Source organism: Methanorbis furvi, assembly GCF_032714615.1.
Classification (GTDB): Archaea; Halobacteriota; Methanomicrobia; order Methanomicrobiales; family Methanocorpusculaceae; genus Methanocorpusculum; species Methanocorpusculum furvi.
This window is the reverse complement of the sequence record NZ_JAWDKA010000002.1, coordinates 60,828-86,013: the sequence shown is the minus strand read 5'-3', so window position 1 is coordinate 86,013 and position 25,186 is coordinate 60,828. Positions and strand designations below refer to the sequence as shown.

The 25,186-nt window shown below is 51.1% G+C and carries 21 protein-coding genes and 1 tRNA gene; 17 read left to right on the top strand and 5 right to left on the bottom strand.

Annotated features, from left to right (window positions below):
• The first annotated feature begins 157 nt into the window (after nucleotides 1-157).
• Together McpAg1_RS02115 and McpAg1_RS02110 are read left to right on the top strand one after the other, a co-directional pair.
• Nucleotides 158-1,387 carry an ornithine cyclodeaminase, nickel-pincer nucleotide-dependent gene (locus tag McpAg1_RS02115; protein ID WP_338093637.1) on the top strand — a complete coding sequence of 410 codons (1,230 nt, stop codon included), beginning with the start codon at nucleotides 158-160 and terminating at the stop codon, nucleotides 1,385-1,387.
• 254 nt (nucleotides 1,388-1,641) lie between these two features.
• The gene (locus McpAg1_RS02110) at nucleotides 1,642-2,841 is read left to right on the top strand and encodes a purple acid phosphatase family protein (RefSeq protein WP_338093636.1); all 1,200 of its coding nucleotides are present in this window, start codon (nucleotides 1,642-1,644) and stop codon (nucleotides 2,839-2,841) included.
• A gap of 1 nt (nucleotide 2,842) precedes the next feature.
• Here McpAg1_RS02110 and McpAg1_RS02105 read toward each other — a convergent pair whose 3' ends face one another.
• Nucleotides 2,843-3,820 (bottom strand): archaeosine biosynthesis radical SAM protein RaSEA, encoded by a 978-nt coding sequence (locus McpAg1_RS02105; RefSeq protein WP_338093635.1) that lies wholly within the window; start codon nucleotides 3,818-3,820, stop codon nucleotides 2,843-2,845.
• Nucleotides 3,821-3,912: 92 nt separating this feature from the next.
• Here McpAg1_RS02105 and McpAg1_RS02100 point away from each other — a divergent pair, with 92 nt between their 5' ends.
• The 8 genes from McpAg1_RS02100 (at nucleotide 3,913) to dnaG (ending at nucleotide 10,697) form a co-directional block, all read left to right on the top strand.
• Nucleotides 3,913-5,064 (top strand): hypothetical protein, encoded by a 1,152-nt coding sequence (locus McpAg1_RS02100; protein WP_338093634.1) that lies wholly within the window; start codon nucleotides 3,913-3,915, stop codon nucleotides 5,062-5,064.
• 62 nt (nucleotides 5,065-5,126) lie between these two features.
• Nucleotides 5,127-5,210: transfer RNA gene (locus McpAg1_RS02095), tRNA-Ser, on the top strand.
• A 59-nt stretch (nucleotides 5,211-5,269) separates the two neighbouring features.
• On the top strand, nucleotides 5,270-5,512 hold the full coding sequence (locus McpAg1_RS02090) for a HypC/HybG/HupF family hydrogenase formation chaperone (RefSeq protein ID WP_338093633.1): 243 nt from the start codon (nucleotides 5,270-5,272) through the stop codon (nucleotides 5,510-5,512).
• Nucleotides 5,505-5,843, top strand: coding sequence for a hydrogenase maturation nickel metallochaperone HypA/HybF (locus tag McpAg1_RS02085; RefSeq protein ID WP_338093632.1), 339 nt, complete (start codon nucleotides 5,505-5,507; stop codon nucleotides 5,841-5,843). Before McpAg1_RS02090 ends, McpAg1_RS02085 begins: the two co-directional genes overlap by 8 nt.
• Before the next feature lie 2 nt (nucleotides 5,844-5,845).
• Nucleotides 5,846-6,871: a hydrogenase expression/formation protein HypE gene (gene hypE, locus McpAg1_RS02080; protein ID WP_338093631.1), complete on the top strand. Its 1,026-nt coding sequence runs from the start codon at nucleotides 5,846-5,848 to the stop codon at nucleotides 6,869-6,871.
• Nucleotides 6,872-8,140 carry a dihydroorotase gene (gene pyrC / locus McpAg1_RS02075; RefSeq protein WP_338093630.1) on the top strand — a complete coding sequence of 423 codons (1,269 nt, stop codon included), beginning with the start codon at nucleotides 6,872-6,874 and terminating at the stop codon, nucleotides 8,138-8,140. It begins immediately after the preceding gene.
• A gap of 293 nt (nucleotides 8,141-8,433) precedes the next feature.
• A complete protein-coding gene (locus McpAg1_RS02070; protein ID WP_338093629.1) occupies nucleotides 8,434-9,003 on the top strand; it encodes a hypothetical protein in 570 nt (189 codons plus the stop codon).
• 113 nt (nucleotides 9,004-9,116) lie between these two features.
• Complete coding sequence (gene dnaG, locus McpAg1_RS02065) at nucleotides 9,117-10,697, top strand: DNA primase DnaG (RefSeq protein WP_338093628.1); 1,581 nt, start codon at nucleotides 9,117-9,119, stop codon at nucleotides 10,695-10,697.
• Between the two features lie 419 nt (nucleotides 10,698-11,116).
• Here dnaG and McpAg1_RS02060 read toward each other — a convergent pair whose 3' ends face one another.
• Together McpAg1_RS02060 and McpAg1_RS02055 are read right to left on the bottom strand one after the other, a co-directional pair.
• Entirely contained in the window at nucleotides 11,117-11,719 is a 603-nt protein-coding gene (locus McpAg1_RS02060) for an NTP transferase domain-containing protein (protein WP_338093627.1), read from the bottom strand.
• Entirely contained in the window at nucleotides 11,707-12,717 is a 1,011-nt protein-coding gene (locus tag McpAg1_RS02055; RefSeq protein WP_338093626.1) for a pyridoxal phosphate-dependent aminotransferase, read from the bottom strand. Before McpAg1_RS02055 ends, McpAg1_RS02060 begins: the two co-directional genes overlap by 13 nt.
• A gap of 215 nt (nucleotides 12,718-12,932) precedes the next feature.
• On the opposite strand from McpAg1_RS02055, the gene McpAg1_RS02050 reads away from it, so the two are divergent.
• The 4 genes from McpAg1_RS02050 (at nucleotide 12,933) to McpAg1_RS02035 (ending at nucleotide 17,099) form a co-directional block, all read left to right on the top strand.
• Nucleotides 12,933-13,118 (top strand): ribbon-helix-helix domain-containing protein, encoded by a 186-nt coding sequence (locus McpAg1_RS02050; RefSeq protein ID WP_338093773.1) that lies wholly within the window; start codon nucleotides 12,933-12,935, stop codon nucleotides 13,116-13,118.
• A 29-nt stretch (nucleotides 13,119-13,147) separates the two neighbouring features.
• Nucleotides 13,148-14,317, top strand: a complete 1,170-nt coding sequence (gene ftsZ, locus McpAg1_RS02045; RefSeq protein ID WP_338093625.1) for a cell division protein FtsZ — start codon at nucleotides 13,148-13,150, stop codon at nucleotides 14,315-14,317.
• Nucleotides 14,318-14,860: 543 nt separating this feature from the next.
• On the top strand, nucleotides 14,861-15,742 hold the full coding sequence (locus tag McpAg1_RS02040) for a coiled-coil protein (RefSeq protein WP_338093624.1): 882 nt from the start codon (nucleotides 14,861-14,863) through the stop codon (nucleotides 15,740-15,742).
• Between the two features lie 175 nt (nucleotides 15,743-15,917).
• A complete protein-coding gene (locus McpAg1_RS02035) occupies nucleotides 15,918-17,099 on the top strand; it encodes a DUF373 family protein (protein ID WP_338093623.1) in 1,182 nt (393 codons plus the stop codon).
• A 139-nt stretch (nucleotides 17,100-17,238) separates the two neighbouring features.
• Here McpAg1_RS02035 and McpAg1_RS02030 read toward each other — a convergent pair whose 3' ends face one another.
• Both McpAg1_RS02030 and ilvA read right to left on the bottom strand, forming a co-directional pair.
• On the bottom strand, nucleotides 17,239-17,757 hold the full coding sequence (locus McpAg1_RS02030; protein ID WP_338093622.1) for a hypothetical protein: 519 nt from the start codon (nucleotides 17,755-17,757) through the stop codon (nucleotides 17,239-17,241).
• Between the two features lie 243 nt (nucleotides 17,758-18,000).
• Entirely contained in the window at nucleotides 18,001-19,194 is a 1,194-nt protein-coding gene (gene ilvA, locus McpAg1_RS02025) for a threonine ammonia-lyase (protein WP_338093621.1), read from the bottom strand.
• 132 nt (nucleotides 19,195-19,326) lie between these two features.
• Between ilvA and McpAg1_RS02020 the strand changes: the two genes are divergently transcribed.
• From McpAg1_RS02020 to mutS, 3 genes are all read left to right on the top strand, one after another.
• A complete protein-coding gene (locus tag McpAg1_RS02020; protein ID WP_338093620.1) occupies nucleotides 19,327-20,502 on the top strand; it encodes an ATP-binding protein in 1,176 nt (391 codons plus the stop codon).
• 162 nt (nucleotides 20,503-20,664) lie between these two features.
• The gene (locus tag McpAg1_RS02015) at nucleotides 20,665-21,942 is read left to right on the top strand and encodes a proteasome-activating nucleotidase (RefSeq protein WP_338093619.1); all 1,278 of its coding nucleotides are present in this window, start codon (nucleotides 20,665-20,667) and stop codon (nucleotides 21,940-21,942) included.
• 626 nt (nucleotides 21,943-22,568) lie between these two features.
• Nucleotides 22,569-25,181 (top strand): DNA mismatch repair protein MutS, encoded by a 2,613-nt coding sequence (mutS, locus tag McpAg1_RS02010; RefSeq protein WP_338093618.1) that lies wholly within the window; start codon nucleotides 22,569-22,571, stop codon nucleotides 25,179-25,181.
• The last annotated feature ends 5 nt before the right edge of the window (nucleotides 25,182-25,186 follow it).

The window sequence follows — 25,186 nt, the reverse complement described above, 5'->3', positions numbered from 1 at the left end:
TTTGAATCGATAAAATCAAAAATAACGCAGTGTGCATGAGGACATCTCTTCTGAAAAAAACATGCGCGAAACATTGAACAACAGAAATCAGGAAAAGTACGGTGACTCTGTTCGAGGGCCGAGAATATTCATCTCTTTTCACGACCCATACATACACATGAAATTCTCGCGGGAGATCGAACTCAGGGGTCACATCGTTGACTCAGGCATTCTTGCCAAAGTAATGGACTGCGTTGTTGAGTACAACGGAGACTTTGAAACCGAGGAGTTCAGCCTCGGTCGGCAGAAGACCGACCCGAGTTACGCCCGCATGCAGATCTCCGCAAAAACTCCCGAAGAGCTCACCCAGATCATCAGCGAACTCCGCAGGCTTGGTGTACTCGTCACCGGAGAAGAAGAGGTCACTCTCCAGAACGTCATCAAAGCAAAAGTAGCTCCCGAAGGCTTTTACTCCACCACCAACCACCCGACCTACATTCATCATGATGGTGAATGGATCGCTGTTGCCAATATGAAGATGGATGCACTCATCCGCGTTGATGCCGCAACGAAAACTGCGTCCTGTGTTGTACAGGGAAAACTTCTTCCAGGGGACAATGTCGTTGTCGGTGAAGAAGGTGTCCGCGTCGATTTCCCCGAACGTCCCCGTGAGATCGGTGTCTTCGAGTTTATGGGAGGCGAGGTCTCGTCAGAGCGGCCCAGCAAAACCATGATCCGCCAGATCGCAAAGGAACTTCTGCAGATCAAACAGTCAGGCAAAAAAATCGCACTCGTCGGAGGGCCTGCGATCATTCACACCGGAGCTGCGGAGGCCGTATCTGCTATGATTCGCGAAGGATACATCAATGTTCTCTTCGCCGGCAACGCTCTTGCAGCGCACGATCTTGAGTACAGCATCTTTGGAACTTCGCTTGGGATGGACCTCCGCACCGGCGAGCTTGTCAGCGGCGGCCACCGCCATCACCTGTATGCTATCAACAAAATCATGGACGCAGGTTCCATCTATGCGGCGGTCAAAACCGGCATTGTAACAAGCGGCATCATGCATGAGTGCATCAAAAATAATGTTCCGTTTGTCCTCGCAGGGTCCATTCGTGATGACGGCCCTCTGCCTGACGTCATCCAGAATGTGATTGATGCACAGGATGCGATGCGAAAACACATCCCTGAGCTTGGTATGGTTTTAATGGTTGCAACCCTCCTGCACTCGATTGCGGTCGGTAACCTTCTCCCCTCCCACGTCAAAACCATCTGCGTCGATATCAATCCGGCGTCTGTCACGAAACTCATGGACCGCGGGACATCCCAGGCGATCGGTATGGTCAGTGATGCAGGAACGTTCATGCCCCTCCTCCTTGAGGAGCTGCGTGCTCTCTCCTCTGCATAATTTAAATGCAGCAGCCCACGGAAAAACAGAACACACGGAAATATCAACATCACGGAGCAGACGTGAACATCACGGAATCCGAAAACAATTCATTTCCGTGATGTTCACGTCTGCTCCGTGATGTTTTTTTTCCGCGAAATTTATGTGTGTTCCGTTTTTCCGTGGGAGACTCAACGATAATGCCGCAGCCGCCCCATCGATACTACCGCATAACTCACCACATTTATCAGCAATGAGTATCAACTCATATCTGTATGAATCCTCGAACGGTGGTGCTCTCAATAACTCTCCTCCTTCTTTTCTGCGGTCCGGCCTGTGCAGGAGTTGCCATGGGTCCCTATATTACCCAGACAACCGAAAATTCGAACGTCATCAGTTTTGTAACCGACAACATCTCTGAAAGCATCATTGAGATTCAGGGTTGTGATGCAGTCAGCAGTCAGCCTGCACGGTATCATCATGTGCAGATTGAAAATCTCAAAAAAGATACTCAGTACCTTTACCGTGTCACCGCTGACGGAGAAACCACTCCCTGGTACCAGTTCAAAACATTTGGCAGCGACAAAATCACCTTTGCCGTCGTCGGCGACACCCAGCAGATTGTCAACGAAACCACCAACATCCTTGAGTTTTCAGAAACAAAACGACACGGCCTTATTGCATCAGAGATCGCCTCAGCACATCCAGACATCGTTATTCACACAGGAGACCTCGTCTACGACGGATCCGTATATGAGTACTGGACCGACTTTTTTGCAGCAGCCGACCCTTACATCCACAACGTCACCTTCATCGCAGCGCCCGGAAACCATGACATCCCCTACATCACCTACAGCCTCTGGCATGATCTCTTCGGCGACCGGTATTACACCGCTGACGCTGGTCCCGTCACCTTCATCATCCTTGACACCAGCGTGAAAATCCGTCCCAACTACTACCCAGACGACGTCGTTGTCCTCCCCGACATCGATACCCAGCTCGTCTATCTTGAGAGTGAGCTCGGCACATCTGAAGGCAGAAAAATTGTCATTTTCCACCAGCCGCTCTTCAGCTCAAACGACCCTTACCGCCAGCAGGTAACCGATGCACAGCGCGAAAAAATGCTGGAGCTTTTCGATTGCTACAACGTGGACTTCGTCTTCGGCGGGCACGAACACTGGTATGAGCATTATCTGATGAATGGTACTCATCACATCATCGCAGGAACCAGCGGTGCTGCCATGATACCGCAGGGAATCGCACCCGCACGCGAGTTGAAAAACTCCCAGTATCACACCCTCGGCTGGCAGCTGTTTGAAGCAACCTCTGATTCAATCACCGGCAAACGGCTTATCGCAGCAGACATCAGCCCTGACAATCAGGATGTCCTGAAGATCTATCAGTCAGCAGTCGCAGAAAAATACCGTGTCGGAAACCCTTTTGCGACAATTTTTGCCGCATGGCAGAAAAAATAGATTATTGTGTTAAAGGCATGTTCCAGGAAAACTCGTTTTCCAGAACATACTCCCACTCTTCTCTGCAGGAACAGCCTTCGTCCCACACCTTCTGCAGCTCGGACTTGTCCGCAGACAGTGAGTAGGCATTGATTGCCGCAACGATCTCCTTGTCGCAGGTTCCGCAGTTGTGCGGTCCGCGGCGGAATCCTCCACCGACCGGATCGCATGCAACCGGCACGTTTGCCTCCAGCAGAACTTTGACCGCAGACCACAGATACGGCGGCCGGAACGATCCGCGCTGCCAGTACTGCTCAACCTCTGTTCGTCCCTGCACCGTGCACAGGTTCATCGAGATCATATCTGCATAGGGCGCTGCCTCGGCAATCGATGTCTGCATATCTAAAAGTGCCTCGTTCTCGGTTAAAAACAACGGCTTCATCATCAGATATGCTTTCACGCCGACACCTGCTTCATGACACACATCTGCAGCGCGGATGAAGTCTGCGAAGGAAAATCCTTTGTCGATTGACTTTTCCCGGATGGCATCGTTTGTTGTCTCAAGACCGATCGCAACGGTCAGCGGATGTGCCTGACCCTGATCCAGCGTTTTGAGAAAACGTGATAAGGCCTCCTCGGTTACATACTCAGCGCGTGACTCGGCAATCACCGGTTTTCCGGCAAACAGATTTCCAAACGAGTCCAGGACCTCAAGCGGCACCTCATTTGGGTCGAACACACTGCCTGAGGTAAAGATCTTTCCAAGGCCATACTCCCCGGCCGAAAAATTTTCAGAAATCCAGGCAATCTGGGCATTCATGTGGGTGATAAGTTCATCACGCGACGCGCAGCTGTTGCGGTCATTTTTGTACCCGCACATCCTGCAGCGGTTCCAGCTGCACCCGCCGGAAAGAAAAATTCCGGTGAGCGACGGCAGGACTTCGCCGAAATATCTGTCCTGTCCCTTCCAGGACGCGAGCGGTTTTACGGATGCCAACATTCTCTGATATAATGGCATTGCAGTGGTTATCTTAGTTTGGTTGGCAGTGTCAACGGCAAAGACTATCTGTAAAGAAATTAACTAACTAAATTATGATTAATGGTACGAGAAAAACCCGTATTCTCCTTCTCGCTGCCGGTCTGCTGGTTCTGTTGTGTTGCGCAGGAACTGTGTCAGCGTACTCGTTTGATTTCATCACGCCTGACCCGCAGACCGCCACTCTGAAGATGGGGGTCGGATCCCAAATTGTTGTTGAGTGTGTAACGGATGCGAGTCTTGCTGGAACGACAAAGCGAATTGTGCTCAAAAAATCCGGGACATCATCGGGAACTGTTGACTCCAAATCAGTTGTCATCCAGTCCAATGGTCACTTTGGTACAACCTTTGACACATGGGATCTCAAAGGCGGCATGTATACAGTGACCGTTGAAGATCCAGGGGAGGACTTTGGCAGCAAACGTACTTTCTTCACCGTCCAGCTGGTCGATCGTACCAGTGAGCTGACCAGCACGTCACCAAGAGTCCAGTACTCTACCACTGATGTTGAGGTCTCCGGCAAGGCGAGTGAAACCGGTGCAAAAGGTGTTGAGCTGACGATGTACGAAGGCAGTGTTGTTGACGGCCGCGTTGTTTACGGCCCTTACTGGGTGGGAACTGATGCAAACGGCCAGTTCTCTGAAGTGCTCCCGGCAACCGGTGCAGGCATGTATCAGGTAGCAGTCAGAGATAAAGACGGCTACATTGGTCTTTTAACCTACACCCTGATGAGCGGAAGCCCGACCAGCTCGGTAACGGCCACAGCAACCCAGACATCCTCCGGTCAGACGCTGACGGCAAATGCAGTTGCATCCAAAGCAAAACCTGCTTACTTTGCCATCAAAACCGGAACCGGAACTTCGACCATCACCGCGTTCCGCGGAACCGACTGGACTCTTGAGTACACGGTCAACGGCGGAACCCCGATCAAAGTCAACGAAAAAGATGAAAACTCTGACGAGTCCTTCACGGTCACGACCAGTGATGCAAACGTGAATCTGATGGTATATCCGTCCAGCGGCGATGCGTCAGCAACAGTCTATATCAGTGCGAAGAATGTGGTCTCGCTTGCCGCAGATCCAAACCTTGCGAACACCTTCGGCAAACCAGGTGCTGACCCGTCCGCAACCGAAAGCCCGGTAGGAATCATCCTTCCGTTCCTTGGAGTACTTGCAGCGGCCGGCATTGTTCGCATGCGACGCACGTGAAACGACAAATCAGAACACAAATCTTTTTTTAGGCAGCATGCATACTATGTGTGGACTTCGATGCCGAGATAGTCTAGTCCGGAAAGGCGGTGGCCTTGAAAGCCTCTGGTGGTGACACCTCGGGAGTTCAAATCTCCCTCTCGGCGCTTTTACTGTTTTTCTTTATCGTTGTCTTTATCACTCTTCTTCACCAATATACCGGTATATGTGCATAGCAGTTCCCGCAGAAATACTGGAAATACGCGATGGAAATGTGGCTCTCGTTGACTACGGAGACCTTCAGCAGGAGGTCAGAATTGATCTCGTTGATGTAGCGGTCGGTGAGTTCGTTCTCGTCCACGTAGGTTTTGCTATTCAGCGCCTTTCCCGTGAGGAGGGTCTTGAGACCCGCGAACTGTTCAAAGAAGTCTACAAAGCAATGGAAGAGGGGCCGCAGCACCATGCATGAGTCCGGCATCGCATATGATATTTATGCGACCTCGAAACGTGCAGCCGAGGATAACGGCGCAGTAAAGGTCAAAACAATTTATGTGGATGTTGGCTCGATGGCGATGGTCAACCCTGATCAGGTTGAGTTTATGTTTGGAACATTCATCACCGATGACCCCCTGTTTGCCGGAACAAAACTGGTGTTTACTACCATTCCCCCAATCGCCGAGTGCGAGTGCGGTTACTGTGGCTCTGAGATATTTGTCTGTCCCACCTGCGGAAAACTGCCGCGTCTGGTGCAGGGCCGCGAAATTTTAGTGAAAAATATTGAGATCGATACCGAGGAGTAACAATGAAAAAGGATACTGAGGTCAACATGATGCATGGTGCGGGAGGGGAGGTCATGGGAGAACTTCTCCAGACTCTGACCGCATTCAAACACAATAATGCAGGCGGCATCGGTCTTGAGTCGCTTGACGACGGTTCAACATTTGATATCGGCGGAAAAACTGTTGTGCTGACCACCGACTCGCACGTGGTGAAGCCGATCTTTTTCCCGGGCGGCGACATCGGTCGTGTTGCGGTTTCAGGAACGATTAATGATCTTTCCGTGATGGGTGCAAGACCTGTTGCCCTGACGTGTGCGATGGTGATTGAGGAAGGGTTCCCGATTGCAGATCTGGAAAAAATTGTTGCATCGATGGACGAGGCTCTCGGAGAGTGCGGGGCTTCGATCATCACCGGCGACACAAAAGTTGTGGAGAAGGGGAGCCTTGACGGTATTGTGATCAACACCGCCGGTGTTGGCGTGGTGGACGCGGACTCGTACCTGATCCGTGATCGTGCTCTTGCCATTGGCGACAAGATCATTGTGTCCGGAACTCTTGGTGATCACGGTATGGCAATTGTTGCCTACCGCGAAGGATTTGATCTCGGCGATCAGCTGAAGTCTGATGTGGCTCCTCTGTACGCGATGATCCATGGCGCAGTGACAGCTGCACCAAAAGGTGCTGTTCATGCGATGAAGGATCCGACCCGCGGTGGGTTTGCGGCATGCATCAATGAGATGGCACGAAAAGCAGGAGTAAAGGTTGTGGTGGAGCAGGATGCTATGCCTGTTCGCGAGAGCGTTGCGTCCGCCGGCAGTCTCCTTGGAATTGATCCGCTGCAGGTGGCAAACGAGGGCAAGTGTGTGATGGGTGTTTCAGCAGATGCTGCTGACGCGGTGCTTGCTGCTCTGAAGAAGCATCCGTACGGCAAAAATGCAGTGATCGTCGGAGAGGTTGTGGAAGGATCAGGTGTAGTAATGCGGACACGTATCGGAGGCGAGAGATTTATCGAGCCGCCGATGGGTGATCCGGTTCCAAGGGTCTGCTGAATGACTGATCTGGTGCTGAAGTCTGCACGGCTGCCGGACGGCAGGATTGCAGATATTTCAATCGACCGTGGGGTAATCACTCATATTGGAAGCTCGGGGCCAGTCGATACGACGATCGACTGCCGCAGCTGTCTGTGTATTCCAGCGGCGATTGATATGCATGTGCATATGCGGGACGGGCCGCAGTCTGCGAAGGAGGACTGGGGGACGGGAACGCAGTCTGCTGTTGCGGGCGGTGTTGCGGCGGTTGTTGACCAGCCGAACACGATGCCGCCGATGGAGTCTGTGGAAAACTTTTCCGCCCGCGTCGCTCATGCACACGAAACAAGTTTCTGCCATTTTGCAATCAATGGTTCGGTTACGGAGACTGCTGATCTGACCGGTCTTTGGGAAGCAGGCGCTCTTGCGTTTGGAGAGATGTTTGCTGCTCCGTCAAGTTATGGGTCAGCACTGTCCCCCGAGGTAATCCGCTCGTCCCTTGTTGTCCTCGGAAATGCAGGTGCTCTGACAACGGTACATGCTGAAGAGGTTCGGCCTGGCGAGGTGCACAGTCTTGTCGAGCATGCGATGTTGCGGCCAGTTAGCGGGGAGGCGGCGGCGGTTGATCTGGTGAACTCTCTTGCTCCTGCAAACGCACGGCTTCACTACTGTCATATGAGTGGGGCCGCATCCATCGCCCGCGTTGTGACGCGGCCAGGGAACAGTTATGAGGTTACGCCGCATCATCTGTTTCTCTCTTTTGAGGAACAGGATCCTTCCAACACACATTTCCGAATGAATCCGCCTCTGCGGACGAAGGCTGAACGGATGGAGTTGTGGCGGATGTTTGAATCTATTCCGGTCATTGCCTCAGATCATGCTCCGCACACTACTCTTGAAAAGGCCCAGCCGTTTTCGACTGCGCCATCCGGTGTTCCGGGTGTTGAGACGATGATGCCGCTTCTGATGAATGCGGTGTTTGAGGGAAAAATTTCCCTTGATGCAGTTGTTGCAAAGACGGTCACCAACCCGTACCATATTCTCGGACTTGCCGCACCAAAGATTGCAGTAGGCAGTCGTGCGGACATTGCTGTGTATGCAAAGCAGCCTGAGAAAATTCTTCCAGAGCGTCTCCACAGCAGATGCGGCTGGACGCCGTATGAGGGAATGGCAGGAGTTTTTCCGGTGACGACTGTTGTTGGCGGAGTTCCTGCCTGGCATAATGGTGAGTTTTCCCGCGGTGAGGCTCTCTGGTTTGCCGGAAAGGGTAAATCATTCACTGCCCCATAAGTATACTGTGTCGATACTTCGGCATGTGTTAGGCCCCCGGGTGACGCATACGCAGTCGCGGAGAATGATCCACGGGACAACATGACATGCTACAGGCACCCCCCGTCCGGTCAAAGATCCACAAGGGACGGCAGCAGCCACCAATGAGTGTGATCGGTTAACGACGGGGGACATATATCCCTTTTGCATTGACATTTCATAGTCATTTGGTAGCCAAAACTCTATCATTTCTGAAACGGTACTGTTTTTTTATTGTGTGGAAACTTCATATTGTGTGCAAACGTAACCCCGCAGTGTCTCCGGTAATCGCAACTCTTCTTCTTGTTTTTCTTACAGTGCTTATTGCTGCTATTCTTTTGATTCTCTGTTCAGGTATGACGAACATATCCCTGTCCTCCCCTGAACCGGTTCCGGAGATACTGGATATTCAAAGCATTCATCATGAAAATCATCTGGGACAACTCACTCTTGCCAGCAGATTGTATGTAGTGCACAAAGGTCGTGAGCCTGAGCCCGTGTTTCAGATGCAGAATGGTCGTTTTTCTTATGTTATCAAAGAGTACGGCCCGATTATTCTTTCAGATTATCGTGCGGAAATTTACGTGAACGGTGTTAAGAAGAATGTCTTCATCTCAACGCTTCAGGGCAGTGATTTTATTCCTACCAGCCACTATGGTGTCAAGCTGCTTGGCGGTACAGGAGTTCGAGGTACCGAGTGGTCGTCCGGACAGTGGGCATGGATTGATCTTAAAGATCAGATGATATCTGAAGGAGATGTCGTCACGCTTGAAATCATCAGAAAATCCGATGGAAAAGTTGTTTCCAGATCCACGGAAACCGCACCGGAAATTGTCAGATCATAACCTCCCCACCTAATACTTTTCGGTCAGACAATTTATATGCGTCAAGAGTACATATCCTATTCATCTATGGTTACTTCTTACATTACTCATTTCAACCATGGAGGCTTACTTACATGTACTCACCTGACACTACCAAGTATCTCATTCATATTCATATTGAAGCAGAGGGGGTGGTCGAAAAACCCGACGTAGTCGGGGCTGTTTTCGGCCAGACCGAAGGATTATTAGGCGAAGATCTGGATTTACGCGACCTGCAGCGAAGCGGTCGTGTCGGCAGAATCGATGTGCAGATCATGAGCAAGCACGGAAAAACCACCGGCGAACTCTATATTGCATCATCTCTCGACCGTGCGGAAACGGCAATTCTTGCTGCGTCCCTTGAAACCATCGAACGGGTTGGCCCGTGCGTTTCAGTGATCAAGGTGCAGGGAATCGAGGATCTGCGGGCGATCAAACGCCGGCAGATTGTGGATCGTGCAAAGGAGCTGTTGCTTGAGGCATTCGATGATGTCGGCATTTCCACCAATGATATTCTTGCGGAGGTCCGCGAGTCCATCAGAGTGGAGAAGGTTTCTTCGATTGGCGAGGAACGCCTCCCCGCAGGCCCCAATGTCATGGACTCGGATGCCATAATTATTGTGGAGGGAAGGGCCGACGTGCTGAACCTTCTCAAATGCGGCATCAAAAACACGGTGGCTGTTGAGGGGACGAAGGTTCCCCAAACAGTCATTGATCTGAGCATCAAGAAAAACACGACAGTGTTTGTGGACGGCGACCGCGGAGGAGATCTGATTCTGCGTGAACTTTTGCAGGTTGCAGAGATTGATTTTGTGGCATTTTCTCCCCGCGGTCGAAGCGTGGAGGATATGTCGCGTAAGGAGATTGTGAAGTCTCTGCGCAACAAGATTCCTGCTGATACGCTGCGTGCACAGATTACACGGGATGAGCCGATTGCAGATATCATTCCTGAACTGATTCAGATTCATGATGCGGCTGCGGAGCTTGGGATGGTGCAGGCTGTCTCAGAGCCGGAAGTGCCCGAGATAATTCCGGCCCCTTTGTCTGAACCGGTGGTGCCGGTTCCCGTAGTTATTCCTGATGCAGTACCGCTGGTATCTGTTCCGATACCGGTTCAAAAGGAGTCCGCTGTTCCTGAGAAGGTGACCCGCTCCAGAAAAACGGTGACTCCCACTGAATCGGTTGTTCTGCAGCCCAAAGAGGTTGAGGTCCCGCTTGCAGCGGTCGCTGTGATCACCGGTGAGTCTGAACAGGCTGCTTTGCAGCAGAAGGAGGCCGGGGTTGCCATTGAACCTGTGATGGTTGTTTCACCGCAGAAGGAGATTGAGGTTTCACCTGTACCAGCCGCGTCTGCGGCCAAGGTGAAGCCTGCGGTACCGCAACCAATTTTGGTTGCCGAGCCAAGGACTGTCGGGGAGCATGCTGACTGGATGCGCCAGACCGGAAGGGCACGCGTTCTTACTGCAGAAGGTACTATCTACGGCGACTACTCTCTTGCCGAGATGCGTGATATCCTGCCGAAGCTGAAAGGAAATTTTGCCGGTGTGATCATTGATGAGGTGGTGAACCAGCGGTTTGTGGATACGGCAGCGGAAAAGGGAATGAAGTTTGTTGTGGCGAAAAACTTTGACGGCATTGTCCGGCGTCCTGTGTCTATCAGGATGGTTTTACTCTAATTTTTTTTTAGGGCGGCTCTGCCTCCCACGGAAAAACGGAACACACTGAACTCCACGGAAAAAAAACATCACAGAGCAGACGTGAACATCACGGAAATATTATTTTGAATGGTTTGTCTTATTATGATGCTCTGCCTTTCATGGAAATATATGGTCCCTTTCAGGAGTCGTTTCGGCATGTGATTCGTGTTCTCTACTTCAGTGATGGTATGAAAATATTTCTGCGACAATTTTTTTTTGAAAAATTTTCAGAATGAAATCGACTAATTTTTTTTGATACCACAATAATTCATTTCCGTTCTGTTCACGTCTGCTCCGTGATGTTTTTTTCCGTGTGTTCCCACGAAGCGGTAAGCAGGCCGCAAGCATGCGTCTCGTGTTTTCCGTGGGCGGAGCTGATCAAGTACAGACAGTGCCCTTCACAACCCACGCACTGTATAGAACTCACGTTCCAGCACCGCAAGCTCTTCACGCGTATTGATATTGAATGCAAGACCCGGCTCGTCAAGCAGGAGACAGAACTCCTCCTGCGCCTCACCAATCAGACTGCCGGTCAGTATGTTTACAGCGCAGGGTGTTGCCGCAACACCGCAGACTGTTTCACAGTAGCGGGGCTGCATGCCATAGGCCTCGCACCTGCTGACCGGTACCCAGGCTGAGCATGCAGGAAGCCCGTGCTCGGCATGTGCCGCACGGATGCGGCAGATAATGCTCTCGGTGAGACAGGGGATGTCTGCTGCCGAGGTAAAGAGCGGGCCCTCTTCATCGGTCATCTCCACCGCCTCAATGAGATCCTCCACATAGCCGGTTCCGGCTGTGTCAAGGAAGTCGATACCGTTTGCCCGGCACCAGTTTCTCGTGAACGGTGTTTTGTGCGAAGTGATCACAAGCGGTTCACAGTCAGCCGCGGCAAACGCATCCAGCACCCAGGAGATCATCGGCCGGTCATGCACCATCACCAGCGCTTTTTCCCCAAGCCGCAGGCGCGACCCTTCGCCGCCGGCAAGAATCAGCGCAAGCATTCCTCAACTGCCTCCAGCACCCGGAGATTTTTCTCCCTCGTCTCAACCGACACCCGGATGCTTCCTGGAAGACCAAACGAGGTGCAGTCGCGGACAAGAATGCCTTTGTCGATCATCGCTCTGGTGAAGTGAGCTGCGTCACGGTCAAGATGGATGAGAATATAATTGACTGTTGACTCTTCATACTTCAGCCCGAGGTCCCTCAGACGGGCATAATACCAGTCACGCTCCTCCGCAAGTCTGCGCGCAGATTCCCGTAGTTCATGATAGTGAGCGAACGCAAGTTTGGCATAATACTCGGCGAATGCGTTCACCGTCCACGGCGTGCGGGCGGTTTCAATTTTTGCGATAAGATCCGGATCGCCGAACCCGAACCCGAATCTGATGCCAGGCACCGAGAAGGATTTGGTCAGCGACCGCATCACGAAAAGATCCGGAGACCGCAGGTCCGTGATCGAGTCTTCGGGCTCGGAGAGGTCCATGAACGCTTCATCCACGAAAAGTTTTGTTCCATCGTGTGTGCAGAGCTCGAGTTCGGTCTGCATCTGATCTCTTGACAGGAGTGTTCCGGTGGGATTGTTCGGGTTGCAGATGAATCTGACCTTTGGCTTTTGGCCGTGCAACTGTCCGCAGGAACGGACATCTGCTCCGGCAAGTTCTGCCGAGAGGCCATACTCGGAAAATGTCGGAGGATCAATTCTTGCAATGTCACCGGTTTTGAGTAGGGTGTGGCAGTACACGCGTATGAGCTCCGCAGATCCGTTGCCGACGCAAATTTCATCCGTATTTCTTGAGAATACGCGTGAGATGCTTTCTTTTAGTTCAATGTAGCTGTCGTCAGGGTAGATAGAGAGGTCCGCGCAAGAGTAATCGACGGAAAATGCCGGAACATAGGGGTTCATACTTGCGCTCACGTCAAGAAATTCGTGGCCGAACGTACGCCGTAGTTCCTGGGCTTTTCCTCCATGCACAGCTTTTTTTGGAAAATTTCTCTCCATACTCTTAAATTCCTGCTTACTACTATCAACGCACGGGCATAAATACACTGCAGAAAGGCAATATTTCTTAGTTGATCTTTCTGGTCAGGCATCCATATCTATATATGGGAAGAGATTCAATTATGATTTGTCCAAAACAGGACGTCAGTCGAGTGTCTTACAAACGTCAGACAAATGTCAGACGAATGACTGACAATTGTCTGAATGGAGTTATGATGGACAGAATCACAATTCGTTTACCGCCGCAGCAGGTGGAACTACTGGAGAAACTTGTAGAAACTGGGGAGTTTCCTACGGTATCTGAAGCCGTCAGATACGCCGTAAGGGAGTTTCTCGCAGGCAGAAGTGAACGGATTATTCGTGAGAGTGACCAGGTATCCACATTCGACGTACGACTTTAATGTTAAAATTTATTGGGGTGTGAAAAAACATGCAGAGTATTATTAATGAGGCATTAAAAAATTCAGAACTTGAAAAGGGAATGCAGAAGACCTCCATCGTTGACGATGACGACATGCTTGGACAGCCAAGAATTGTGATCGTCGGATGCGGTGGCGCAGGAAACAACACCATCAACCGTCTGCACAACATGAAGGTTGCCGGTGCTGAAACAATTGCAATCAACACCGACAAGCAGCACCTGGACATGATTCAGGCAGACAAGCGTGTCCTTATCGGCAAGTCCCTGACCCGCGGTCTTGGTGCCGGAGGTTTCCCTGATGTTGGTCGCCGTGCCGCAGAGATGGCCAGACCGACGCTTGAAGAGATCTTAAAGGATGCAGACCTTGTGTTCGTCACTGCCGGTATGGGCGGTGGAACTGGTACTGGATCTGCACCGGTTGTTGCACAGATTGCAAAGGAACACGGAGCTATTGTTATTGCAATGGTCAGCTACCCGTTCCAGGTTGAGCGTGCGAGAATGCTGAAGGCAGAGGATGGTCTTGAGGCAATGCGTCAGGCAGCAGACTCAGTCATTGTTCTCGACAACAACAGACTGAAGAACTTTGTTCCAAACCTTCCGCTCGGTCAGGCCTTCTCCGTGATGGACCAGATCATTGCAGAGACTGTAAAAGGAATCTCTGAGACGATCACTGAGCCGTCCTTAATCAACATCGACTACGCAGATGTCCGTGCAATCATGAGCAAGGGCGGTCTTGCAGTTATGCTGGTCGGCGAGTCCAAGCAGCAGAACAAGGCTGAGAGTGTTATCCGCGACTGTCTTGCACACCCGCTTCTTGACATCGACTTCAGAGGCGCAACCGGCGGTCTGATCCACATCACGGGCGGTAATGATCTTACGCTCCATGATGCTGAGGAGATTGCCCAGCAGCTGACGTATGAGCTTGATCCGCACGCAGATGTTATCTGGGGCGCACGTGTCCGCAAGGACTTTGAGGGCAAGGTGTCTGTTATGGCAATCATGACCGGTATCCAGAGCCCGCAGATTCTCGGCGGCCACTCAGTGAACCTGGCATCCAAACCCTCTCAGTCAAGCGGCAGCGGCTTCAACTATGCCCAGTCTTCGTCCCCCGCATCACACTCTTCGTCAGGCAATGCTGCAACTGCACGCAGCGGTTCAAGCTTTGACTGGATCATGTGAACCAGGACAGCTACCATAGTTACACAAGGTTTCCATACATTACACCAAACGGCCCGGGAAAAAAAAACCCACACCAACCCACACTCAGATTCCCGGTGCCATCCCACGGAGTACAAAGGACTCAGATATTCCAACGAAATAAAATACTATAATTCACGCGGGGCAGGATTCACACTCAACTGCCCCGAATACCCCAACCCGATTCGGGGTTGGTCAGCCTCTTTTGTTTTTTGTTGTTTTTTGGTATCGTGTATTTTTTTCCGTTTCGCCCACGGAGCACACAGGACGCATGTAAATTCATCCCCTCCGACAGGTATAAATGTTAATCTCTCCATTTATTATAGGAAAGTCGTATATCTGAAAGGCAGAGTGCCTGAAGACAGACGGCAGAAAGTACAGGAGGTTGAATACCATTCGTTCGCTTGAGATCTTAGATTCGTTTTTGTGTCATTTTTCATGCAATTTTGTATTTGATTCCCGTCTTTTTCCGGTTATGTTTTCCACTCGAGTCAATCAGGCGGCTACTCAGGATAGGTAAGAACGTTGACCGAAGATCTTGTCGCAAAGAGAAAAACACTCCTCGAAGAGTCTGAAGAACACAAAACAAAGCGCAATGAGTTGAACGCGCAGGCAAGCCAGTTTGCCCGCGAGAGAAACGAGTTGAACAATGCAACCCGTCAGTATGTTGAGGATGCACAGAAGAATAAAGAGCTTCGTGATCAGAACAACAACGAGGTTCAGGCTCTTAAGGAACAGCGCAATGAATTAAACGATAAGGCAAATGCGCTTTTCGAGGAGATTGACGCACTCAGAGGCGATGCAGGTTCCGGCGCAGCCGCTGCAAGCCATGAGAAGAAGGCATCCGCAAAGGACATTCTCCGTCAGATTGAGGCTCTTGAAGAGAGACAGCAGACTGAGGTCATGACTACGGAAAAGGAGCGTGAGCTTGTCGACAAGATCAAGCAGCTCCGTGCTGAAGTCAAAGAGCAGGAAGTTGAGCACGAGCAGAACAAGGAAGTCCGCGGCCGCTTAATTGAGGCACGTGAGTTCCGCAAGCAGGCATCCGCTCTCCACGCAGATGTGACCGAGAAGGCAGAGCTTGCACAGAAGCACCATGATCTGATGGTCGAGTGCTACCGCAAGGCTGACAAGTCACGCGAGGGTGCAGATGCAAAGCACAAGCAGTTTGTTGAGGCTCAGGAAGCAGCAGATGCTGAGCACAAGGCATTCCTTGAGTGCCAGAAGAATCTCCGCGATTATGATAAGGTCCTGACCGGTATGCGCAGCAAGCAGAAGAAGGTCAAGACTGTGAAGGATAACAAGTCCGCACGCAAAGAGGCAGAGACTATCTTCAATGCCTTCAAGAGCGGTGAGAAGCTGACGACCGAGGATCTGTTAAAGCTCCAGCGGTCAAAGCTTATCTAAATTCCATATTTTTTTTCTGTTTTATTTTGTTTCTGAGTTGCTTAAGAAACGCATGTCTGCGGCATGTTTGCCATGGACGGAGTTATGACGAATGATTCCTGTCAATGAACGAATAAATGATACAATGCTTTTTTGCCCACAGGTATATTATCGATTAACTCGCAAGGTATAATGGATGACTGCGGGACGAATTCTGATTCTCAGCGTCGATCGGGACGATGATATCGGATATAAGGCAGGCGTGACGAGTCCTGTTGTGGGGAGAGAGGCGTGTCTGGACGCTGCGACGCGTCTTGGTATTGCGGATCCTGAGGATTCGGATACGAATGCGATTTTCCAGGCGATCAAGACGTATGATGAGCTGAAGGGCAAGGGCGAGGATGTGGAGGTTGCGGTTATCGGCGGTAATCATATGAATATGCTGGAGGGTGACCGCCGGATTGCCGAGCTTTTGGAGGATCTGGTTGCGCAGACTGGTGTTGAGAGTTGTGTGCTGATCTCGGATGGTGCGGAGGATGAGTTTGTTCTGCCGATTATTCAGTCGCATCTGAAGGTGGCGGGTGTTGTGCGTGTGGTGATTAAGCAGCTGCCGAATATCGAGGGTACATATTATATTATTAAGAAGCTGTTTAATGATCCGAAGATTTCCCGAAGCGTTCTGGTGCCGATTGCGCTTGCGATGATTTTGTATGTGGCAGCGTCTTTGCTGTCTCCTGAGATTCCTGCGATGCTTGTGGTGATCGGTATTATCGGTGTGTATCTGCTGATTAAAGGGTTTGATCTGGATGAGTATGTGGGGTATATCTATTACGGGTTTGTTGATTCATTCCACAAAGGGCGAATTTCGTTCGTGGCGTATGCGATTGCCGGAATTTTGACGCTTTGCGGTGTGATCGCGGGTCTGATGAGTATTGTGACGTACTATCCGGTGACGGGGGATGCTGGTCTGCTCTATAATGTGATGACGTTCCTGTATGGTGCGGTTGTCTGGATGGTTGTTGCAGGTCTTGTTGCGGTGGCAGGTAAGATTGCGGACTGTGTGCAGAATGAGCGGGCTGCTCTTGCACGGATGTTTGTGGTGCCGTTCTTTATCGTTGCTTTAGGGATGATTGTGTATGGTGCGGTGATTTATTTTCTGTCGATTTCACCGATCGAGCCGTTCCCGTTTACGACGACTGAGGGTGTTATTGCGATTATTCTCCTGACGCTTGCAGGATTGATTGTGGCGTTTACGGGTATTTATTACCGGCCGCTTGTGCAGCGGTATGTACTTGCCTGGATTGATCGAAAGATGAGGCAGGATAAGGAGGATGAGGAAAAGACGCATGCTCCGGTGTATAAGAAAATAAAATACTGATTTTTCTATTTTTTTGTGTTTGGATTCACACAAATTTTCAATTTATCAATCGTCATTATCTTGCGCTCGCGCGAGACGACCTCTCAATTCAACAACATTTTTTCCTGACAAAAAAAGATAAATTCCTTTCCCAAGTTTCCTACTCCCCCTCGCCCGTCTCCCCTAAAATCCGGCTCTCCGTCTCCAGGCGGTCGCGGTACGCAACAAGCGCTGCCGCATACTCCTCTGACTCATGGAACCCTTTCAGGAACTCATCCGTTGTCTCCCCCATAACCGCGCTTGCCTCCTCGGTCAGATCTGGAATGATCTCTGCGGCCTGCTCATCAACAACATTCTGCGAATCCACCGCCACATCCATCAGCGCATTGATTGCCGTCTGATCTGCAAAATACTTCCCCATCGAATTGCAGTAATTCATCAGAATCTCTGCCGCCTGCTTCTCCTTCTTCAGCTCCTTCAGCGTCTTCTTCGCAGCCTTCGTCTGCTTCGCAAGCTTCTTGTGCGACTCGTTCGCCTTCTTCGGCATCTTTGCCTTCTGCTTACCGCCGTCGCTGTCTGGTTGATTTTTTCCCTTATTCGGAGCAGTTACAATAACGATCTTCTTCTCGCCGTTCAGTTTAATGACATTACTGCTGCCTTTTGATTTCTCTGAGGCCATGGTGGGTTACAACTCCCTGTAGAGTACTACATTGACCCTGCACTGATATTAGTGTTTAGATGATTTCGATTTTCTTCGCTAAACTCGGTTGTACTCGCATTTTGCAATTTTTCCGCGTGCAGTTACCTGGCAAAATCAATTGGATGATGACGCCATGAAAATATCTCTCAGTGATTTTTGTGATTACTCAAAACAAAACCAAGGACAGAAAAAAAATCGCAAAAAAAAATTGATCAAACGAACTCACATAAGTTTGTAACCGGCACCCAGCAGAGCACTCTTGATCTCATCGATCTGTTCCTGATCGCGTGTCTCCATACCGATCTTAATCACACAGCTGTTGATCGCAGAGTTTGCCTCCCCGCGATCATGATGCACGCTCACCACATTACCGCCAAGCTGTGCAATAATCTCTGAGATTCCCTGAAGCTGCCCCGGCTTATCGATCAGCGGAATCGTCAGATTCGCAACACGTCCCGACTTCAGAAGACCGCGGGTGATAACGCGGCTCAAAATCGTCACATCAATATTGCCACCCGAAAGTACGCACACCACATTTTTGCCTGCAACATCGATTTTTCCAAACATCACCGCAGCAACAGAAACCGCTCCCGCCCCTTCAGCGATCAGCTTCTGATGCTCAATCAGCTCAAGAACAGCGCTCGCAACCTCATCGTCGGTGACCGTCACAATCTCATCAACATACCTGCTGACCATATCAAACGTAATATCGCCCGGACACTTCACCGCAATACCGTCCGCAAACGTCGACACCGCAGCAAGCGACGACTTCTTCTGCTGATCAACAGACCGCTTCATCGAAGGAGCCCCCTCCGCCTGCACACCGTAAACCTTACAATTCGGTCTCAGATGCTTCACCGCAAACGCAATACCCGAGATCAGACCGCCGCCGCCGATCGGAACAACAACCGCATCAACATTCGGCAACTGATCCAAAATCTCAAGACCAATCGTTCCCTGCCCCGCGATCACATCATCATCATCGAACGGATGAATAAACGTCATGCTCTGCTCCTTCTGCAGCTCGCACGCCTTCGCATACGCATCATCATACGCCCCTGCCACAAGCTCCACCTCAGCACCGTACGACTTCGTCGCCTCAATCTTTGAGATCGGCGCACTGTCAGGAATACAGATCAGAGAATGAATGCCATTCTTCGCCGCCGCAAGAGCAACACCCTGCGCATGGTTTCCTGCCGAACACGCAATAACCCCCCGTGATTTTTCCTCCGGACTGAGCTGCGAAATCTTATAATAGGCACCGCGAACCTTGAACGAACCAGTAATCTGAAGATTCTCCGTCTTCAGATACACAAACCCGTCCTTACTGAGATTGGGAGCATAGATGATATCGGTCTTCCTGATGACCGGCCGCAGAATGTAGGCGGCATGATAGATCTTGTCGAGTGTGAGCATCGGAAAATATCGCTATAATTGTACACACTCTGAGGGAATAATTGTTCACTCTCAAATGGTGTTCCATGATTCCTGAGCTGTCTGTCACCTGCCAAAAGATTAATATTCAGCATATACCCCAAACGTTGTACTATGCAGCATTCCTTACTCCTTCATCGCCTCGTACTGTTTCGCGGCCTCCTCGACCTCCCGGTCTATCAAAAACTCTCCCTCTTACTTGCCGACGACGGAACAGACACCGTCCGGTTCATCGACCATTACACCGACTTTGTTGCCGAACTCTACAGTCACACCGACAACATCAGCGAATACATCAAAAAAACCGTCTACGAAAGTGACAACCTCTACCTCCGCCAGATTGTTGAAAACAAACCAGCCTCACCGCACATCACATCCGCTCTGAACGAAGAACTCAAAATCCTCGAAGAACTCAGCCGCATAACTCCGCAAGACCTCCCCTCCCCATGTCCCGAATCCCTGCCCCAGTGGAACACCACAACAATCGATCTTGTCAGTGGCTACGCAGACCGCATGGCAAATATTCACCGGACCGGCTACGGCATTTTTGCCGCACATCACATGTTCCTTGTCAAAGACAACCAGATCCTCCCTCTCCGGTACCCGGACCCGCAGACACTTGATGATCTCTACGGCTACGAAGCAGAAAAGAATAAAGTAATCGCCAACACCCTCGCCCTCCTCAACGGAAAACCCGCAGTCAATGTTCTCCTCTACGGTGATGCAGGAACCGGCAAAAGCTCCACCGTCAAAGCCATCGTCAACGAATATGCTTCCCTGGGACTCCGGTTGATCGAAATAAAAAAGTCCCAGTTTGAAACCATCCCCACCCTCATCGAAGAACTCGCATCAAATCCTCTCAAGTTCATCCTCTTCATCGACGATCTCTCCTTCGCCGAAGGAGACGGAGACTTCGCCGCACTAAAAGCAATTCTGGAAGGGAGTGCCGCCGCCCGTACCAAAAACATCGTCATCTACGCAACCAGCAACCGCCGCCACCTTGTTCGTGTCACCTTTCGCGGCCGCGAGGGTGACGACATTCATCTAAACGAAACCCTCGAGGAAACCATCAGCCTCTCCGCACGTTTCGGTCTCGTCATCACCTTCCAAAAACCTGATCGTGACGCATACCTCGAAATCGTCTCCTCACTTGCTGAGGAGCACGGACTCACCATTCCGCAGGAGACACTCTTCAAAGGAGCGGAAATGCATGCACTCCGCAGCAGCGGCAGAACCCCGCGTGCCGCAAAACACTACATCGAACTGCTTGCAGCCAACACCACAAAATAACCAAAACCTCTTTTTTTATCATATTATGCGGTGTGATTTTGAGATGGACAAAGCTATGAAGAACGTTACTTTCCAACAAACGAATTTATGAACTAAGTAAAAAACCGAGACTCGAATGAGAAGATATTTTAGCGATATAGACTGATATACCCATAAGTTGCCATGTCAGAAACACCGGATATTGTATCGCCTCTCTCCAGCGGTCAGAATGCGGCAGACAACAGAATCTCATTGTCTGAAGAAGGCGAACTTGCAGCTCTGCGGAAAACAAACGTTGCGTTGGAAAGCAGAAACTACGAACTTCGCGAACAGGTCCGCCAGCTCCGGCTCCAGAACGCGGCAGCAGAATCTCAGCGTGATCAGCACAAGCGCGAGATAAAAAAACTGCGTGATGAGCTTGACAGCTACCGCAGTCCGCCTTTGGTACTTGGAACGATTGAATCGGTTTTGGATGAAAACCATGCGGTGGTGCGAAGCACTACCGGCCCGCAGTTCCTTTCACGGATCAGCGAGCATCTCACATCCACAAAGGGTCTGGTGCCGGGCGCCCAGTGCGCTATGCATCTGCAGTCATTTACTGTTGTTGACATTCTGCCGCCAAGGTATGATATGCAGGTGGAGGCGATGGAAATTCTGGATGCCCCGCTGGTCACATATGACGACATCGGCGGTCTTGATGAGCAGAAGCAGCTGCTCCGCGAATCAATTGAGCTGCCGCTCAAGTCGCCGCGTCTGTTTGAGGCCGTCGGCATTGAACCGCCAAAAGGAGTGCTGATGTTCGGGCCGCCCGGAACCGGTAAGACTCTGCTCGCTAAAGCTGTCGCCCATCACACGAAGGCGACGTTCATTCATGTGGTAGGGTCTGAGCTTGTGCAGAAGTACATCGGCGAAGGTGCGAGACTCGTTCGCGAGCTGTTCCAGATGGCACGCGAACGGGCACCGGCGATTGTTTTCATCGATGAGATCGATGCAATAGGGGCTTCAAGGACGCATGATGCCTACTCGGCAGGAGACCATGAGGTGAACAGGACACTTATGCAGCTGCTTGCTGAACTTGACGGGTTTGACAACCGTGGTGATGTGAAAATTATCGGCGCAACCAACCGTCATGACATTCTTGACAAAGCACTCCTGCGCCCGGGACGGTTCGACCGCATCATTGAGTTCCCGCTGCCGGATGCGAAAGGACGAAAAGTAATTCTTGAGATTCATACAAAAAAGATGAATCTGAGAAAAACGGTTTCCTTAGAAGAGATCGCAGGCCAGACCGAAGGAATGAACGGCTCAGAACTTATGGCGGTCTGTGTTGAAGCAGGAATGAATGCGATCCGCAAGCGGCGGACGATGATCAATCAGGAAGATTTCGCAAAAGCTCTTGCATCGGTGAAGAGCGGCAGGACCGGTATTGTGATGCAGCAGCCGGACGCGATGTACTCCTAAATTTTTTTTTACATTTCCAGCGCTAAAAATGCGAAGGGTTGAGATAATTGCGGACTGGATGATAATTTGAAACGCGAATAGCACGAATGAAAAAATCGCCAATGGCAAGTTTTCAGAATAGAAATTATGCGGCGTGATTTTTGAAACACAAGACACACGAACAAAAATGCAAACAAATTAGTGGTGAGTGGGAGTGATGAGGAAAAATCAACCACAGATTCACACAGATTCCAAATTTGCCAATCGCTGTTATCTTGCGTTCGGGCGGGACTCCAGCTGATCGCCTACGTCCTTTTCGCCCTCACTGGATAACAGCTGGCAAATTTTTCTGGCGTAGACTCACTCGCATTTTCAGGGCGGTGAATCCGTGATGATTTTTTCTCATTACATCCTCTCACTACTTATCCGATTACATTTTCCAGAAAAAAACATATTAAATTTTTTTCACATCACACTGCATAACTTCTATCAGAAAAAACAATATACAAAAACTCCTGCACACAACTCCGAGACGCGAAGCGTCGAGTGCATCGGGATTGTGTGTTTCTGTGGGGTTCGCTACCCCGCAGGGGATGCGAACCCCACATTAGAAATAGCAATCCCGAGTAATATATCTATCACTAACTATGGTCCCTCCAAAGAAACTCACCCCTGCGATGGAACAGGTCAGGACGTTCAAGGAACAGTATCCTGACTGCGTTCTTTTCATGCGGATGGGGGACTTTTACGAAACCTTCTGGGAGGACGCAGAGATATGTGCCAGGGAACTTGACATCGTGCAGACCACACGATCCAAAGATCCTGACGGCAACCAGATACCGCTTGCCGGCATCCCTTATCATGCACTGGACCTGTATCTGCCGCGGATGATCCGCAAAGGCTACAAAGTGGCAATCTGCGAACAGGTCGAGGACCCAAAAACCGCCAAAGGCTGTGTAAAGCGTGATGTCGTCCGCGTGGTAACTCCCGGAACCGCTATTGACACCGGCATTGTGGACGGCAGTGCGGCGCATTATCTGATGGCATTATCAGTTGACGCCAAAAAAAAATCATGCGGACTTGCCTTTCTTGACATCACCACCGGCGAATTTTTTGTCAAAGACATTGCGTCAGAAGAAAATCATGCCTCTCTTGCAACCGAGATCGAACGCTACACTCCCGCAGAAATTTTAGTGCCGCAGGGAGTCTCGAGCGACCTCATCAGTTTTCTTGCAGGCACTGGCCGGGTCCTCACCCCCGGACGGTCAGGCCTTTTCGCTGATGGTGAAACAGTGCTCTCTGAAGCATTCGGTGTTGCAACACTGGAAGGATTTGACTGTGCGGACTCTCCCCTTTGCATCAGCGCCGCAGGAGCCGCACTCAGATACGCAAAGGAGACCCAGAAGACCGCACTCCCGCACATCAGCGGATTTTCCCGCAGACATGCAAACAACGCAATGGTGCTGGACGCAATAACGCTGCGAAATCTGGAGATCCTCTCACCGCTCCGTGGGGACCGGAACGACACCACCCTGTTCGGATTTTTGAACCGGACCAAAACACCGATGGGAAGCAGAACACTCCGCTCGGTTGTCACCGTCCCCCTTGTGGACCCGGCAGCCATCAACCGCAGACTTGATGCTGTGGAATTTTTCAACAACCGTCCCGTGCTCTGCGGAACGCTTGGAACAGTACTTGCAAAAGTTGCCGACATTGAGCGGATCGCTGGCCGCATCGCCTACGGCAATGCATCTCCACGCGATCTTCTGTCGCTTGCATCAACCGTTGTCAGACTGCCGGAGATCGGAGAATCGGTTGGAGAAGCATCAGGACTTCTCGCAGAACAAATTGCAAAAATTCCTGACTTCACCGGTGTCGCGGATCTGATCAATGCCGCAATCATCGACGACCCGCCGGCAGTATACAGAAACGGCAACGTGATTCGTGCAGGCTACAACGCCGACCTCGACGAGCTTCGTGACGTGCTGGCAAACGGACGCGGCTGGATCGCCGAGTTGCAGCAGACCGAACGTGACCGGACCGGCATCAAATCTTTGAAGATCGCCTACAACAACATCTTCGGCTACTATATCGAGGTCACGAAAGCGAACCTCGATAAAGTTCCACCCGAGTACGAGCGCAAGCAGACGACCGTGAACGGCGAGCGGTTCACACTTCCGGCACTCCGCGAACGAGAAGCCCTGATGGCACAGGCGGACAGCCGGATTCTCGCGCTTGAAGTGGCGCTCTATGAATCACTGATTGAGACGCTGCGCAGCTATGTTCCTGCATTCAAGGAGACCGCAGAAGCAGTTGGAACTATTGACATGATCGCATCCTTTGCCGAGCTCGCGTCCGCAAACAGGTATGTGCGGCCCGAGTTCTCAAAAGGCGAAGACCTCCTCATCCGTGACGGTCGCCACCCGATTGTCGAGAACTCGGTTCCGGGCGGCTATGTCCCAAACGACACCGAGATGAATGCATCCGGCGACCAGATTCTGATTCTGACCGGCGCAAACATGGCAGGTAAGTCCACCTACATGCGAAGCGTTGCCCTCATCTGCATCATGGCACAGATCGGCAGTTTCGTTCCCGCACGCTATGCAAAGGTCGGCATCGTGGACAGAATCTTTACCCGTGTCGGGGCATCGGACGACCTCGCCGGAGGTCAGAGTACTTTTATGGTTGAGATGCTTGAGTTAGCCAACATCTTAAACAATGCAACCAACAAAAGTCTGATCCTTCTTGACGAGATCGGCAGAGGCACGAGCACGGTGGACGGCTATGCAATTGCAAGGGCAGTTCTTGAGTATCTGCATGGAAAAGGGGCCGCAGGTCCCCGGACGCTGTTTGCAACACACTTCCATCAGTTGATCGGTATGGAGCAGGAGCTTCGCCGCGTGAGGAACTATCACTTCGCGGTGAAGGAGGATCAGTATGACATTACGTTCCTTCGAAAACTCATTCCGGGAGCTACCGACCGGAGTTATGGTATTCATGTCGCCCGCATTGCAGGTGTCCCAAAAAAAGTTCTGACACGTGCCGAGGCTGTTCTGGATCAGGCGCTTCGCGAGGATGCAGGGTCAGGCGGAAAAAAATACTACACCCAGATGCTTCTGGTGGACACGGCATCAGAATCCCTCACGCCGGCGGTTTCCGCAGTTGAGGAACGGGTCCGCGAGGCGAACCTCAATGAGATGACGCCGATGCAGGCGCTGATGTTTGTGAATGAACTGAAATCGATGATGGAGAGAAAGTGATGAAT